Here is a 13,008-nt window from a genome sequence, read left to right as displayed (position 1 = left end):
TCCGCCATGACCGATACCCCGACCGCCAACACCGCGCAAGACAAAAACCGGCTGATCGCCGAGCGCCGCGCCAAGCTCGCCAAGCTGCGCGAAAACGGCGTCGCCTTCCCCAACGACTTCGCGCCCGACGCGCACGCGGCCGAGCTGCATGCCCAGTACGACGACAAGGACCAGGAAGCCCTCGCCGCCGCGGCCCGCGTGGTCAGGATCGCCGGCCGCATGATGCTCAAGCGCGTCATGGGCAAGGCCAGCTTCGCCACGCTGCAGGACGCCACCGGCCGCATCCAGATCTACCTGGACCGCGGCGTGCTCGGCGAAGAGCCCTACGCGGCGTTCAAGCAGTGGGATATCGGCGACATCATCGCGGTCGAGGGATCGGTCTTCAAGACCAACAAGGGCGAACTGTCCGTGCACGCCACCCAGGCGCGCCTGCTGTCGAAGTCGCTGCGGCCGCTACCGGACAAGTTCCACGGCGTGGCCGACCAGGAGCTGCGCTACCGCCAGCGCCATGTCGACCTGGTGATGACCGAAGCCACCCGCCGCACCTTCGAGGCGCGCAGCAAGGCGATCGGCGGCATCCGCCAGTTCATGCTCGACGCCGGTTTCCTGGAAGTGGAAACGCCCATGCTGCATCCCATCCCCGGCGGCGCGGCGGCCAAGCCCTTCATCACCCACCACAATGCGCTGGACATGGAAATGTTCCTGCGCATCGCGCCGGAGCTCTATCTCAAGCGCCTGATCGTCGGCGGCTTCGAACGGGTGTTCGAAATCAACCGGAACTTCCGTAACGAGGGCGTCAGCCCGCGGCACAATCCGGAATTCACGATGATGGAGTTCTACGCGGCCTACACGGACTACCGCTGGCTGATGGACTTCACCGAACAACTGATCCGCCAGGCCGCCATCGCGGCCACGGGCAGCGCCGTGCTGACCTACCAGGAGCGCGAGCTGGACCTGTCGCGTCCCTTCGACCGCCTGACCATCTGCGAGGCCATCCTCAAGTACGCCCCAGGCTACACCCAGGCGCAACTGGACGACGCCGCCTTCGTGCGCGCCGAGCTGAAGAAGCTGGGCGCCGACGTCGACAGCGCGCCGCTGGCGCGCGCCGGCCTGGGCGCGCTGCAACTGGCGCTGTTCGAGGAAACCGCCGAAGCCAAGCTGTGGCAGCCGACCTACATCATCGACTACCCGGTCGAAGTCTCGCCGCTGGCCCGCGCCTCGGACTCGCGCGAGGGCATCACCGAGCGCTTCGAGCTCTTCATCACCGGCCGCGAAATCGCCAACGGCTTCTCCGAGCTGAACGACCCCGAGGACCAGGCCGAGCGCTTCCGCGCCCAGGTCGAAGCCAAGGACGCCGGCGACGAGGAAGCCATGTACTACGACGCCGACTACATCCGCGCGCTCGAATACGGCATGCCCCCCACCGGCGGCTGCGGCATCGGCATCGACCGCCTGGTCATGCTGCTGACCGACAGCCCCAGCATCCGCGACGTCATCCTCTTCCCGCACCTGCGGCGGGAAGACTAAGGCTAAGGCGGAAAGTCCAGGTCAGGCGCCCAGGCGCTGCAGGCGCAGTTCCATCGCCTGCGCCCAGCGCCGCGCCACGGCGGGCGACGTGGCGCAGGAGGCCGTCTCGGTGACCACGCGCACGGCGCGTTCCAGCAACTGGATATCGGCCTCGTGCTGCCGCGCCACGTGCGGATCCTCGAAGAAGATCACGCGCTGGCACTGATGCTCCAGCACCAGTTCGCCGATCTGCGCGTCCCCGCCCAGCGGCCCGCTCAGGAAGCGATGCACCCAGGGCTTGTCCGAGGGCCAGCCGCGCGACCACGCCAGGTCGTTCAGGCGGCCGCCGGTCGTGCCGGTCGCCACCCGTCGCGAGAAACGCGACAACAGGTCGAAGTGCGCGTCCGCGAAATCGACCATCTGGTCCTTCAAGGCATCGTGCGCGATCAGCGCCACGGTCTGGCGCGAGAAATCCAGCAGCCGCGAAGCGGCGGGATCCGGCGCCAGCCCGGCCAGCACCCGCTCGACCTCTATCCACTCGATGGCGCCCGCCAGCGTCGACACGAAAGGCCGGCCGTGCGTGATGCACTGGCGCTTGAGCGCCAGCGCCTCCGGAAAGATGGACGATGGATCGACGGGGTCGATCAGGTAGATGGCGCCGTCGAAAGGCTGGCTGCCGTCGCGCCCTTCCGTCACGCGGGCCACCAGTTTCATCAAGCCGCCCTCGCGGCCGTAGGGGTAGCGGATCAGCCCCGGATAGCCTTGCAGCATGCCCTCGCGCGAAATCGCGTCGTGCGTGCGGCCCACCGTGTAGAGCTGGATGCCCATCTCGCGGATGGTCCCCGAACAGGCGCGCAGCCAGTCGAACAGCGCCGCATTGGGCGTCTCATGATGCAGCCGGTTCGCCGCCAGGCCAAAACGCAGAATCGGAAGAGACATGAAGGGCTCGCTGGTAGGAAATAAGGGGGAGCGGATGGCGCATCGCATCGGTGCGCCGGCGCCATGCCGGCAACACGCAAAAAAGCCGGCTGCCCTCAAGGACAGCCGGCCTGCATGATACCGCCACGCGCGGCGCAACCGCTGCAAATTTCACGCGGCGGCCGCTGCCGCAACGCAGGCCGCCCTCAGGCCGCCTCTTCGATCCAGGCCTGCTGGATGGCCTCCAGGATTTTCTCGCCCGAGCGCGCGGGATCGTCCTCGAAGCCCGGCAGCGCCAGCACCATTTCACGCAGTTGCGTGAAGCGCACGGTGGCCGGATCGACGTCCGGGTGGGCGTCGAACAATGCCTCGGCGATCTGGTACGTGTCGACCCATTTCATCAATGGTTCTCCTTGGCGTGGTTGATCGTGTAGCGCGGGATTTCCACCGTCAGGTCGGCATCGGCGATCTTCGCCTGGCAGGACAGCCGCGACGTCGACGACAGGCCCCAGGCCTTGTCCAGCAGATCTTCCTCGGAATCGGAGGCCTCGTCCAGGGAGTTGTAGCCCTCGCGCACGATGACGTGGCAAGTGGTACAGGCGCAGGACAATTCGCAAGCGTGTTCGATCTCGATATGGTTGTCCAGCATCACGCGGCAGATCGAAACGCCCTGCGGGGCGTTCTCGATGACGGCGCCCTCGGGGCAGACGTCGGGATGAGGCAATACAGTCAGTTTCGGCATAGGAAAAAGTTCAGGCGATTTCGTCCAGCTTGCGGCCCGACAAGGCGCGGCGGATGCTGCGGTCCATGCGGCGGGCGGCGAAGTCCTCGGTGGCGTCGGACAAGGCCTGCACGGCCGCGCGCACCGCGTCGGCATCGTTCAGGTCCTGGGCGCCGGCCGCGCCGGCCAGGGCGGCGTCCACCGTGGCGCGCTCCTGCGCGTCCAGCAGGTCGCCGTCGGCCGCCAGGGCGGCCTGCACCGATTCCACCAACTGGCGCGCCTCGACCTGCTGCTCGCGCAGCATGCGGGCCTGCGCGTCGGCGTCGGCCTGGTCCACGCTCTCGGCCAGCATGCGGGTGATTTCCTCGTCGGACAGCCCGTAGGAAGGCTTGACCGTGACCGAGGCCTCCACCCCGGTGCTCTGCTCGCGCGCCGTCACGCCCAGCAGGCCATCGGCGTCGACCTGGAAGGTCACGCGGATGCGGGCGGCGCCCGCCACCATGGGCGGGATCCCGCGCAATTCGAAGCGCGCCAGCGAACGGTTGTCGGTCACCAGTTCGCGCTCGCCTTGCAGCACGTGGAAGCTCATCGCCCCCTGCCCGTCCTTGAAGGTCGTGAATTCCTGCGCGCGCGCCACCGGAATGGTGCTGTTGCGCGGAATGATGCGCTCGACCAGGCCGCCCATCGTTTCCAGGCCCAGCGACAGCGGAATCACGTCCAGCAGCAGCCAGTCCTCGCCCGGCGCGCGATTGCCCGCCAGCAGATTGGCCTGCAAGGCCGCGCCCAGCGCCACCACCTGGTCGGGGTCCAGGTCGGTCAACGGCGTCTGGCCGAAGAACTCGCCCACCCGGCGGCGCACGACCGGCATGCGCGTCGCGCCGCCGACCATGACCACGCCGCGCATCTCGGCCTTGTCCAGGCCGGCGTCCTGCAGCGCGCGGCGCGCGCAGGCCAGGGTACGGTCGATCAACCCGGCGGCCATCTCCTCGAACCGCGCCCGCGTCAGCGCATGGCTGACCTGCCGGCCGTCCTGCAGGCGCACGTCCACCGTGGTGGCGTCGGCCTCGGTCAGGCGCTCGCGCGCGGCCTTGGCGGCCACCGCCAGCGCGCGGCGATCGTGGCGCGACCACGCGGCGGCGTCCGGCGCCTGGTCCAGCACGGCTTGCACGATCAACGCATCGAAATCGTCCCCGCCCAGGGCGGTGTCGCCGCCGGTGGCGATGACCTCGAACACGCCCTTGGTCAGGCGCAGCACGGAAATATCGAAGGTGCCGCCCCCCAGGTCATAGACCGCGTACACCCCTTCGGCGGCATTCTCCAGGCCGTAGGCGATGGCGGCCGCGGTCGGTTCGTTGAGCAGGCGCAGCACGTTCAACCCCGCCAGGCGGGCGGCGTCGCGCGTGGCCTGGCGCTGCGCGTCGTCGAAATACGCCGGCACGGTGATCACCGCGCCCACCAGCTCATCGCCCAGCACGGCCTCGGCGCGCACGCGCAGCCGTTCCAGGATGTGCGCCGAGACCTCGACCGGGCTCAGCTCGCCTTGCACGGTACGCAGGCGCGCCATGCCGGGCGCGTCCACGAAGTCGTAGGCGGCGCCGCTGGCGCGCGCATCCTCGGCCGAGCGGCCCATGAAGCGCTTGACGGACACGATGGAATTGGCCGGATCCTCGGCCTGCGACGTCAGGGCCTCATACCCCACCAGCCGCTGGCCGTCGGCCAGGTAGCGCACCGCCGACGGCAGCAAGGCACGCCCCTGCTCGTCGCGCAGGACTTCGGGCACGCTGCTGCGCACCGCCGCCACCAGTGAATTGGTCGTGCCCAGGTCGATGCCCACCGCCAGCTTGCGCTGGTGCGGCGCGGGCGATTCGCCGGGTTCTGAAATCTGCAATAGAGCCATGATGGATTCGTAGTCGTTGAACGGCGCCGGCCAGGCCGGGACACCGTCGCGCGGCCCCGCGACACCGCGGAGCCGTCATCGCTAATCGGCCGGATGCCCGGACTGCGCCGCCTGCGCCACTTCCTGGCCCATCTTGCGCACGAACATCCATTCCCGGACTTTCGCGCCGGCCGCCGCGTGGTCGCCGCGCGTGTCCAGCAAATCGGCGAGGGTTTCCTGCATGGCCGACTCCGCCTGCGCCAGCTCCGCGCGCAAGGCGTCGAAAGCGTGCGCATTGTCGCGGTCGGCGCGGGCTTCGTCCAGCATTTCCCGCCATTCCATCTGCTGCATCAGGAACGCGCGGTCCATGGAAGTGTTGCTCTCGGTCTGCAGGTCGACGCCCGCCCGCTCGCACAGATAGCGCGCGCGCAACAGCGGGTCGCGCAGCGTCCGGTAGGCTTCGTTGGCGCGGGCCGCCCACTGCATGGCCACCCGCTTCTCCGCCGGCGAGGCCGTGGCGTAGCGGTCGGGATGCACTTGCGCGGCCACGGCGCGCCAGGACTGCTCCAGGGCCTGGGCATCCAGCGCGAAGCACGCCGGCAGCCCGAACAGGCTGAAATGATCGTCCGCGGCCAACACTACACCGTGAACGACTCGCCGCAGCCGCAGGTCGCCTTCTCGTTGGGATTACGGAACTTGAACCCTTCGTTCAGGCCCTCGCGCGCATAGTCGAGTTCGGTGCCGTCGATGTACGACAGGCTCTTGGGATCGACGAACACCTTAACCCCGTGACTTTCGAACACCTCGTCGGCCGGGTCCGGCGTATCCACGTATTCCAGCTTGTACGCCATGCCCGAGCAGCCGGTGGTCCTGACGCCCAGGCGCAAGCCCACACCCTTGCCGCGGCGCTGCAGATAGCGGTCGATGTGGTTCGCCGCCTGCTGAGTGAGGGTAACAGCCATGATCAGGCCACCGTATGCTTTTCTTTGTAATCCTGCACCGCCGCCTTGATGGCGTCTTCCGCCAGGATCGAACAGTGGATCTTCACCGGCGGCAAGGCCAGTTCCTCGGCGATCTGCGTGTTGCGGATGTTCAGCGCCTCGTCCAGCGTCTTGCCCTTCACCCATTCGGTGACCAGCGAGCTGGAAGCGATCGCCGACCCGCAACCGTAGGTCTTGAAGCGCGCGTCCTCGATGACGCCGTCGGCGCCGACCTTGATCTGCAGCTTCATCACGTCGCCACAGGCGGGGGCGCCCACCATGCCGGTGCCCACCGTGTCGTCGCCCTTTTCGAAGGAGCCGACGTTGCGGGGGTTTTCGTAGTGATCCAGAACTTTTTCGCTATATGCCATGATGTTTTCTCCACTCCGCGCAGCGCGAAGCCTGCTGATATCTCTTTACTTCACTGACCTTCACTGACTCAGTGGGCGGCCCACTGCACGGAATTCAGGTCGATGCCTTCCTTCGCCATTTCCCACAGCGGCGACATGTCGCGCAGCTTGCCTACCCGGCTCTTGAGCAGGTCGATGGTGAAATCGATTTCCTGCTCGGTGGTGAAGCGGCCGATGGTGAAGCGGATCGAGCTGTGCGCCAGTTCGTCGTTGCGGCCCAGCGCGCGCAGCACGTAGGAAGGCTCCAGGCTCGCCGACGTGCAGGCCGAACCGCTGGACACCGCCAGCTCCTTGACCGCCATGATCAGCGACTCGCCCTCGACGTAGTTGAAGCTGACGTTCAGGTTGTGCGGCACGCGCCGTTCCATGTCGCCGTTCAGATAGACCTCCTCGATCTGCGACAGGCCGGCCCACAGGCGGTCGCGCAGCATGCGGATACGCTCGTTCTCGGTGCCCATTTCCTCGCGCGCCAGGCGGAACGCCTCGCCCATGCCGACGATCTGGTGCGTGGGCAGCGTGCCCGAACGGAAACCCCGCTCATGCCCGCCGCCGTGGATCTGCGCCTCGATGCGCACGCGCGGCTTGCGGCGCACGTACAGGGCGCCGATACCCTTGGGACCGTAGGTCTTGTGCGCCGAGAACGCCATCAGGTCGACCTTCAGCTTCTGCAGGTCGATCTCCACCTTGCCGGTCGCCTGCGCGGCGTCGACGTGGAAAATGATGCCCTTCTCGCGGCAGATCTCGCCCAGGGTCTCGATGTCCTGGATCACGCCGATTTCGTTGTTCACCATCATCACCGAAACCAGGATGGTGTCCGGCCGCAGCGCCGCCTTGAACACGTCCAGGTCGATCAGGCCGTTTTCCAGCACGTTCAGGTAGGTGACCTCGAAGCCCTGGCGTTCCAGTTCGCGACAGGTATCCAGCACCGCCTTGTGCTCGGTCTTCACGGTAATGATGTGCTTGCCGCGCTCGGCATAGAAATTCGCCGCGCCCTTCAGGGCGAGGTTGTCGGATTCCGTGGCGCCCGAGGTCCAGATGATTTCGCGGGGATCCGCGTTCACCAGCTTGGCCACTTCTTCGCGGGCGCGCTCGACGGCGTCTTCCGCTTCCCAACCGAAGGCGTGGCTGCGCGACGCCGGGTTGCCGAAGTTGTCGTAAAGCCAGGGCACCATCTTGTCGACCACGCGGGGATCGACGGGGGTGGTGGCGGAATAATCGAGATAAATGGGACGAGTGGTCATCTTCGTACAGCTCCTGATCTTTTATGCCTTCATACAGCCGCCGCGGCGCCGCCGGGCACGGTCGTCGCCGTCCCCGCGCCGGAGCTGTTGCCGGGCCCGCGATTCACGCGGACCGTGCAATTCTGGGTAGTGTTGTTCGCCTCTTGCAACTGGCGCACCCGCTGTTGATCGACCAGATCCTGCAAGGACACGGAGTCGAGGTAATCGACCATCTTGCGGTTCAGCGTCGCCCACAGTTCGTGGGTCATGCACTTGCCCGATTTGCCGTCCTTGCCGCTCGTACAGTCCTGTTTGCCGCCACAGCTCGTGGCGTCCAGGGGTTCGTCCACCGCGAAGATGATGTCGGCCACCGTGACGTTGCGCGCCAGGCGGGCCAGGGAATAGCCGCCGCCGGGACCGCGCACGCTGTCCACCAATTCATGGCGGCGCAGCTTGCCGAACAGTTGTTCGAGGTAGGAGAGGGAAATGTTCTGACGCTGGCTGATGGCCGCGAGAGTGACCGGACCGCTATGCTGCCGCATAGCCAGGTCGATCATGGCAGTCACCGCGAAACGCCCTTTGGTGGTCAACCGCATGGTGGGTTTCCTAAAATCCGGTGTGTGACCCGGCCGAGCCGGGGAGGCAATACCTGAGCAATTGCCTCAAGTATAACCAATTCCCGACTAAATTGGTAAGAAACCCTGGAGAGATGAGGGTAGCTCTGCCGTAGCGCCCGTGGGCGGCGCCCGGGAGGCGCCGGAAGCCGTGGCCGCGATGCCGGTGGGGGCCATGGAGGGCGCCGAAGACCATTGGACAGCCAGGGCTCGCGCAGGAGCGCGAACACCAGACGTGACAACGGCGGCCAGATGCCGCCGTTTCATCCCTGCCCCGTCTGTACCGCCGCGGGACCGGACGCCTTGCCTTTATGCCGCCTGATACTGGGTCGCGCGCTTGCGCACCAGTTCAAGCAAGCCCTGACAGGCGTCTTCCAGGTAATCGAGCACCTTGCCGAAACCTTCGGGACCGCCGTAGTACGGATCGGGCACCGTGGCTTCCTCGTACTCGTTCGCGAAGCGCATGACCAGATTCAGCTTGTGCTGATACGCCTTGGGGCACTGGCGCTGCAGATCGGACAGGTCTTCCCAGTCCATGGCGAGAATCAGGTCGTACTCTCGAAAATCGTCCGACGAAACCTGGCGGGCCTCGCGATGGTTGATTTCATAACCCCGCTTGCGCGCGGCGGCCTGGGCGCGCGCATCCGGCGCCTCGCCAATATGGAAAGCATGCGTTCCGGCGGAATCGACGCGCACGACTTCAGCAAGCCCTGCGTCGTTGATCAACTGACGGAACACGCCTTCTGCGCTCGGCGAGCGACAGATGTTGCCCTTGCAAACGAAAAGTACCTTGGTCATCATGTGCGCTAGTCTGCGGGAAAACCCGCAAGAAGGCAAGCTTTTTTTGCCTGCCGGCCAAGTCGCCCCGACCGTCCGTCAAGGCGAATATTCTCAATAAAATTAATTACTTATTAGAAAAAATCAAGGGGCGGTTTGCAACACTGATTCCCGATTCTGACACCGCCTGACATTTCGCTAACACAACACCAGCGGATGCGCAAGCGCCGGGGTCCGAAACGGGCCGCCGGGCGCCCGCGAATGAGGCGCCTGCACCACGCGCCTAGACCGCCCCGTCCAGCAGGATGCGGTCCTTCAGGGCGTTCAAGGCGTCCCGCGCGGCGGCGGCCTGCTCGAATTCGAGATTGCGGGCGTGGTCCATCATGAGTTTTTCCAGGCGCTTGATTTCGCGCGCCACCGCCTTTTCGTCCTTCAGCACGGTGGCCGGCAGCGCATCCTCGACGGTCTGGTGCTGCTGCGGCGCCACAACGCCGTCGATGAGTTCGCGCACGGCCTTCTTGACGCCGCGCGCGGTAATCCCGTGCTCGACATTGAAAGCTTCCTGCTTCTGCCGGCGGCGCTCCGTTTCGCCGATCGCCCGGTGCATGGAGTCCGTCACCCTGTCCGCATAGAGGATGGCGCGGCCGTTGAGGTTGCGCGCGGCCCGCCCTATGGTCTGGATCAGGCTGCGTTCCGAACGCAGGAAGCCCTCCTTGTCGGCGTCCAGGATGGCCACCAGGGACACTTCCGGGATGTCCAGGCCCTCGCGCAGCAGGTTGATGCCCACCAGCACGTCGAAGGTGCCCAGGCGCAGGTCGCGGATGATTTCCACCCGTTCCACCGTGTCGACGTCCGAGTGCAGGTAGCGCACGCGTACGCCGTGCTCGGCCAGGTAATCGGTGAGGTCTTCCGCCATGCGCTTGGTCAAGGTGGTGACCAGCACGCGCTCGCTGCGCTCCACGCGCAGCTTGATCTCGCCCAGCAGGTCGTCGACCTGGGAACGGGCCGGGCGCACCTCCACGATGGGATCGACCAGGCCCGTGGGACGCACCACCTGCTCGACCACGTTGTCGGCATGTTCCTGCTCGTAGGCGGCCGGCGTGGCGGAGACGAATACACACTGGCGCATGCGCGACTCGAATTCCTGCAATTGCAGCGGCCGGTTGTCGAGCGCGGACGGCAGGCGGAAACCGTAGTTGACCAGGGTTTCCTTGCGCGAACGGTCCCCGCGGTACATGCCGCCCAACTGGCCGATGGTGACGTGGCTTTCGTCGATGAACATCAGGGCGTCGGCCGGCAGGTAGTCGATCAGCGTGGGCGGCGGCTCGCCGGGGGCGGCGCCGGACAGATGGCGCGAGTAGTTCTCGATGCCTTTGCAAAAGCCCAGTTCCTGCAGCATTTCCAGGTCGAACCGGGTGCGCTGCTCCAGCCGCTGGGCTTCCACCAGCTTGCCCTCGTCGATGAAAAGCTTGGAACGCTCGCGCAGCTCTTCCTTGATGGTCTCGATGGCGCGCAGCACGGTATCGCGCGGCGTGACGTAATGCGACCCCGGATAAACGGTGAAGCGCGGCACCTTCTGCCGCACCTTGCCGGTGAGCGGATCGAACAGCTCCAGCGTTTCCACCTCGTCGTCGAACAAGGTGACGCGCAGCGCCAGCTCGGCGCTTTCCGCCGGGAAGATGTCGATGGTCTCGCCGCGCACGCGGAACACGCCGCGGGCGAATTCGGCGTCGTTGCGGGTGTACTGCATGGAGACCAGGCGGGCGAGGATCTCGCGCCGCGACACGCGGTCGCCGGCGCGCAGGATCAGCACCATGGCGTGGTAGTCGCCCGGATTGCCGATACCATAGATGCACGAAACCGTACCGACGATGACGGTATCGCGGCGCTCCAACAGGCTCTTGGTGGCCGACAGCCGCATCTGCTCGATGTGCTCGTTGATCGACGAGTCCTTTTCGATGAACAGGTCGCGCGTGGGCACGTAGGCTTCGGGCTGGTAGTAGTCGTAATACGAGACGAAGTACTCGACCGCGTTGCGCGGGAAGAACTCGCGCATCTCGGCATAGAGCTGCGCCGCCAGCGTCTTGTTCGGCGCCAGCACCAGGGCCGGCCGGCCCAGACGGGCGATGACGTTGGCCATGGTGTAGGTCTTGCCCGAGCCCGTCACGCCCAGCAAGGTCTGGTACATCAGACCGTCCTCCACGCCTTGCGTCAGCGCCTCGATGGCATTGGGCTGATCGCCGGCCGGCGGATAGGGCTGGTAGAGCTGGAAAGGGCTGTCGGGGAATTCGATGAATCCGGGAGAGGACATGCTAGACTGTCCGAGGGAAACCCCTGATTATCCGCCGCACTGTCCGCTGCGTCCACCCTTCCTCCGTTCGATCCGATGAGCACTCTTTTCGACTCCGTAGAGCTAGCACCCCGCGACCCCATTTTGGGCCTGAACGAGCAATACAACGCCGACACGCGTCCCGGCAAGGTCAACCTCGGGGTTGGCGTGTATTACGACGACAATGGCCGCATCCCGCTGCTGGCCGCGGTGCGCAAGGCGGAGACGGCTCGCATCGAGGCGGCCGCCGCGCGCGGCTACCTGCCGATCGAAGGGATCCCGGGCTACAACAAGGGCGCGCAGACCCTGCTGCTGGGCGCCGACTCGCCCCTGGCCGCCGAAGGCCGCGTGCTGACGGTGCAGGCCCTGGGCGGCACCGGCGCGCTGAAGATCGGCGCCGATTTCCTGCGCCAGTTGCTGCCGGGCGCCAAGGCCTACATCAGCGATCCGAGCTGGGAAAACCACCGCGCCCTGTTCGAGCGCGCCGGTTTCACCGTTGAAAACTACGCCTACTACGACGCCGCCACCCGCGGCCTGAATTTCGAAGGCATGCTGGCCAGTCTGAAGGCCATGCCGGCGCAAAGCGTGGTCGTGCTGCACGCCTGCTGCCACAACCCGACCGGCGTGGATCCCACCCCCGAGCAGTGGAAGCAGATCGCCGCGGTCGTCAAGGAACGCGGCCTGGTGCCCTTCCTGGACATCGCCTACCAGGGCTTCGGCGAAGGCCTGCAGGAAGATGCCGCGGTCGTGCGCCTGTTCGCCGACCTGGACATCACCATGCTGGTCAGCTCCTCGTTCTCGAAGTCGTTCTCGCTGTACGGCGAGCGCGTCGGCGCGTTGACGGTGGTCGCCGGCAACAAGGACGAAGCCACCCGCGTGCTGAGCCAGCTCAAGCGCGTGATTCGCACCAACTACTCCAACCCGCCCACCCACGGCGGCACGGTGGTCGCCTCGGTCCTCAACTCGCCCGAGCTCTTCGCCCTGTGGGAAGAGGAACTGGCCGGCATGCGCGACCGCATCCGCCTGATGCGCGCCCAACTGGTGGAGAAGATCAAGGCCGCCGGCGCCAGCCAGGACTTCAGCTTCGTGCTCAAGCAGCGCGGCATGTTCTCCTATTCGGGCCTGAACCCGGCCCAGGTCGACCGCCTGCGCGAAGAGCATGGCGTGTACGCCGTGGCCAGCGGCCGCATCTGCGTGGCCGCGCTGAACAGCGGCAACATCGACAAGGTCGCCAACGCCATCGCGGCCGTGCTGAAGGGCTGAACCCCCGCGTGCCGGGCCGGCGCGGACCTGCGCCGGCCCGGCGCGGCTGAAAAAAGGCCCCCACGCCGCGCGGCTGCGCCGCTTGCTGCCCCCCGAGGGGGCGCTTTTCATCTTGGGAGCGGCCCGGCGCGGCTGAAAAAAGGCCCCCACGCCGCGCGGCTGCGCCGCTTGCTGCCCCCCGAGGGGGCGCTTTTCATCTTGGGAGCGGCCCGGCGATGAAAAAAGGCCCCCACGCCGCGCGGCTGCGCCGCTTGCTGCCCCCCGAGGGGGCGTTTTTCATCTTGGGAGCGGCCCGGCGATGAAAAAACGCCGCTGGAAAAAGGCTTGCATTTCCAAGCTGCGTCCCCCAAAATTCAGGGCTGTATATCCATACAGCCCGAAGATTTCCTGGGAG

General features: G+C 66.4%; 13 protein-coding genes. 2 read left to right on the top strand and 11 right to left on the bottom strand.

What is annotated here, in order from left to right; genetic code table 11:
* The first annotated feature begins 6 nt into the window (after nucleotides 1–6).
* Entirely contained in the window at nucleotides 7–1,527 is a 1,521-nt protein-coding gene (lysS, locus tag CAL29_RS11410) for a lysine--tRNA ligase (RefSeq protein WP_094853154.1), read from the top strand.
* 21 nt (nucleotides 1,528–1,548) lie between these two features.
* Here the strand turns inward: lysS and CAL29_RS11405 are convergent, their stop codons facing one another.
* From CAL29_RS11405 to uvrB, 11 genes are all read right to left on the bottom strand, one after another.
* Nucleotides 1,549–2,445, bottom strand: coding sequence for a methylglyoxal synthase (locus CAL29_RS11405; RefSeq protein ID WP_094853153.1), 897 nt, complete (start codon nucleotides 2,443–2,445; stop codon nucleotides 1,549–1,551).
* A gap of 185 nt (nucleotides 2,446–2,630) precedes the next feature.
* Nucleotides 2,631–2,825 carry a Fe-S cluster assembly protein IscX gene (gene iscX, locus CAL29_RS11400; RefSeq protein ID WP_094853152.1) on the bottom strand — a complete coding sequence of 65 codons (195 nt, stop codon included), beginning with the start codon at nucleotides 2,823–2,825 and terminating at the stop codon, nucleotides 2,631–2,633.
* On the bottom strand, nucleotides 2,825–3,166 hold the full coding sequence (gene fdx / locus CAL29_RS11395; RefSeq protein WP_094853151.1) for an ISC system 2Fe-2S type ferredoxin: 342 nt from the start codon (nucleotides 3,164–3,166) through the stop codon (nucleotides 2,825–2,827). The genes iscX and fdx overlap by 1 nt, the downstream gene beginning before the upstream one ends.
* 10 nt (nucleotides 3,167–3,176) lie before the next feature.
* On the bottom strand, nucleotides 3,177–5,042 hold the full coding sequence (gene hscA, locus CAL29_RS11390) for a Fe-S protein assembly chaperone HscA (RefSeq protein WP_094853150.1): 1,866 nt from the start codon (nucleotides 5,040–5,042) through the stop codon (nucleotides 3,177–3,179).
* An 81-nt stretch (nucleotides 5,043–5,123) separates the two neighbouring features.
* Nucleotides 5,124–5,657, bottom strand: a complete 534-nt coding sequence (gene hscB / locus CAL29_RS11385) for a Fe-S protein assembly co-chaperone HscB (RefSeq protein WP_094854023.1) — start codon at nucleotides 5,655–5,657, stop codon at nucleotides 5,124–5,126.
* Between the two features lie 2 nt (nucleotides 5,658–5,659).
* Entirely contained in the window at nucleotides 5,660–5,983 is a 324-nt protein-coding gene (gene iscA, locus CAL29_RS11380) for an iron-sulfur cluster assembly protein IscA (protein WP_094853149.1), read from the bottom strand.
* A gap of 2 nt (nucleotides 5,984–5,985) precedes the next feature.
* Nucleotides 5,986–6,372: a Fe-S cluster assembly scaffold IscU gene (gene iscU, locus CAL29_RS11375; protein WP_094853148.1), complete on the bottom strand. Its 387-nt coding sequence runs from the start codon at nucleotides 6,370–6,372 to the stop codon at nucleotides 5,986–5,988.
* A gap of 68 nt (nucleotides 6,373–6,440) precedes the next feature.
* Nucleotides 6,441–7,652, bottom strand: a complete 1,212-nt coding sequence (locus CAL29_RS11370; protein WP_094853147.1) for an IscS subfamily cysteine desulfurase — start codon at nucleotides 7,650–7,652, stop codon at nucleotides 6,441–6,443.
* Nucleotides 7,653–7,681: 29 nt separating this feature from the next.
* A complete protein-coding gene (gene iscR / locus CAL29_RS11365) occupies nucleotides 7,682–8,227 on the bottom strand; it encodes a Fe-S cluster assembly transcriptional regulator IscR (protein ID WP_094853146.1) in 546 nt (181 codons plus the stop codon).
* A 327-nt stretch (nucleotides 8,228–8,554) separates the two neighbouring features.
* Nucleotides 8,555–9,046, bottom strand: a complete 492-nt coding sequence (locus tag CAL29_RS11360) for a low molecular weight protein-tyrosine-phosphatase (protein WP_094853145.1) — start codon at nucleotides 9,044–9,046, stop codon at nucleotides 8,555–8,557.
* Between the two features lie 259 nt (nucleotides 9,047–9,305).
* Nucleotides 9,306–11,333 (bottom strand): excinuclease ABC subunit UvrB, encoded by a 2,028-nt coding sequence (uvrB, locus tag CAL29_RS11355; protein ID WP_094853144.1) that lies wholly within the window; start codon nucleotides 11,331–11,333, stop codon nucleotides 9,306–9,308.
* A gap of 75 nt (nucleotides 11,334–11,408) precedes the next feature.
* Between uvrB and CAL29_RS11350 the strand changes: the two genes are divergently transcribed.
* Nucleotides 11,409–12,614 (top strand): amino acid aminotransferase, encoded by a 1,206-nt coding sequence (locus tag CAL29_RS11350; RefSeq protein ID WP_094853143.1) that lies wholly within the window; start codon nucleotides 11,409–11,411, stop codon nucleotides 12,612–12,614.
* The last annotated feature ends 394 nt before the right edge of the window (nucleotides 12,615–13,008 follow it).

Origin of the sequence: Bordetella genomosp. 10 (assembly GCF_002261225.1) — a bacterium.
Taxonomy (GTDB): Bacteria; Pseudomonadota; Gammaproteobacteria; order Burkholderiales; family Burkholderiaceae_B; genus Bordetella_C.
The sequence above is the reverse complement of the archived record's forward strand: the minus strand, read 5'-3'. Positions and strand labels throughout refer to the sequence as shown.

Coding starts and splice junctions, on each gene's coding strand:
- lysS (WP_094853154.1), top strand. CDS start 7: ATGACCGATACCCCGACCGCCAACACCGCGCAAGACAAAAACCGGCTG.
- CAL29_RS11405 (WP_094853153.1), bottom strand. CDS start 2,445: ATGTCTCTTCCGATTCTGCGTTTTGGCCTGGCGGCGAACCGGCTGCAT.
- iscX (WP_094853152.1), bottom strand. CDS start 2,825: ATGAAATGGGTCGACACGTACCAGATCGCCGAGGCATTGTTCGACGCC.
- fdx (WP_094853151.1), bottom strand. CDS start 3,166: ATGCCGAAACTGACTGTATTGCCTCATCCCGACGTCTGCCCCGAGGGC.
- hscA (WP_094853150.1), bottom strand. CDS start 5,042: ATGGCTCTATTGCAGATTTCAGAACCCGGCGAATCGCCCGCGCCGCAC.
- iscA (WP_094853149.1), bottom strand. CDS start 5,983: ATGGCTGTTACCCTCACTCAGCAGGCGGCGAACCACATCGACCGCTAT.
- iscU (WP_094853148.1), bottom strand. CDS start 6,372: ATGGCATATAGCGAAAAAGTTCTGGATCACTACGAAAACCCCCGCAAC.
- CAL29_RS11370 (WP_094853147.1), bottom strand. CDS start 7,652: ATGACCACTCGTCCCATTTATCTCGATTATTCCGCCACCACCCCCGTC.
- iscR (WP_094853146.1), bottom strand. CDS start 8,227: ATGCGGTTGACCACCAAAGGGCGTTTCGCGGTGACTGCCATGATCGAC.
- CAL29_RS11360 (WP_094853145.1), bottom strand. CDS start 9,046: ATGATGACCAAGGTACTTTTCGTTTGCAAGGGCAACATCTGTCGCTCG.
- uvrB (WP_094853144.1), bottom strand. CDS start 11,333: ATGTCCTCTCCCGGATTCATCGAATTCCCCGACAGCCCTTTCCAGCTC.
- CAL29_RS11350 (WP_094853143.1), top strand. CDS start 11,409: ATGAGCACTCTTTTCGACTCCGTAGAGCTAGCACCCCGCGACCCCATT.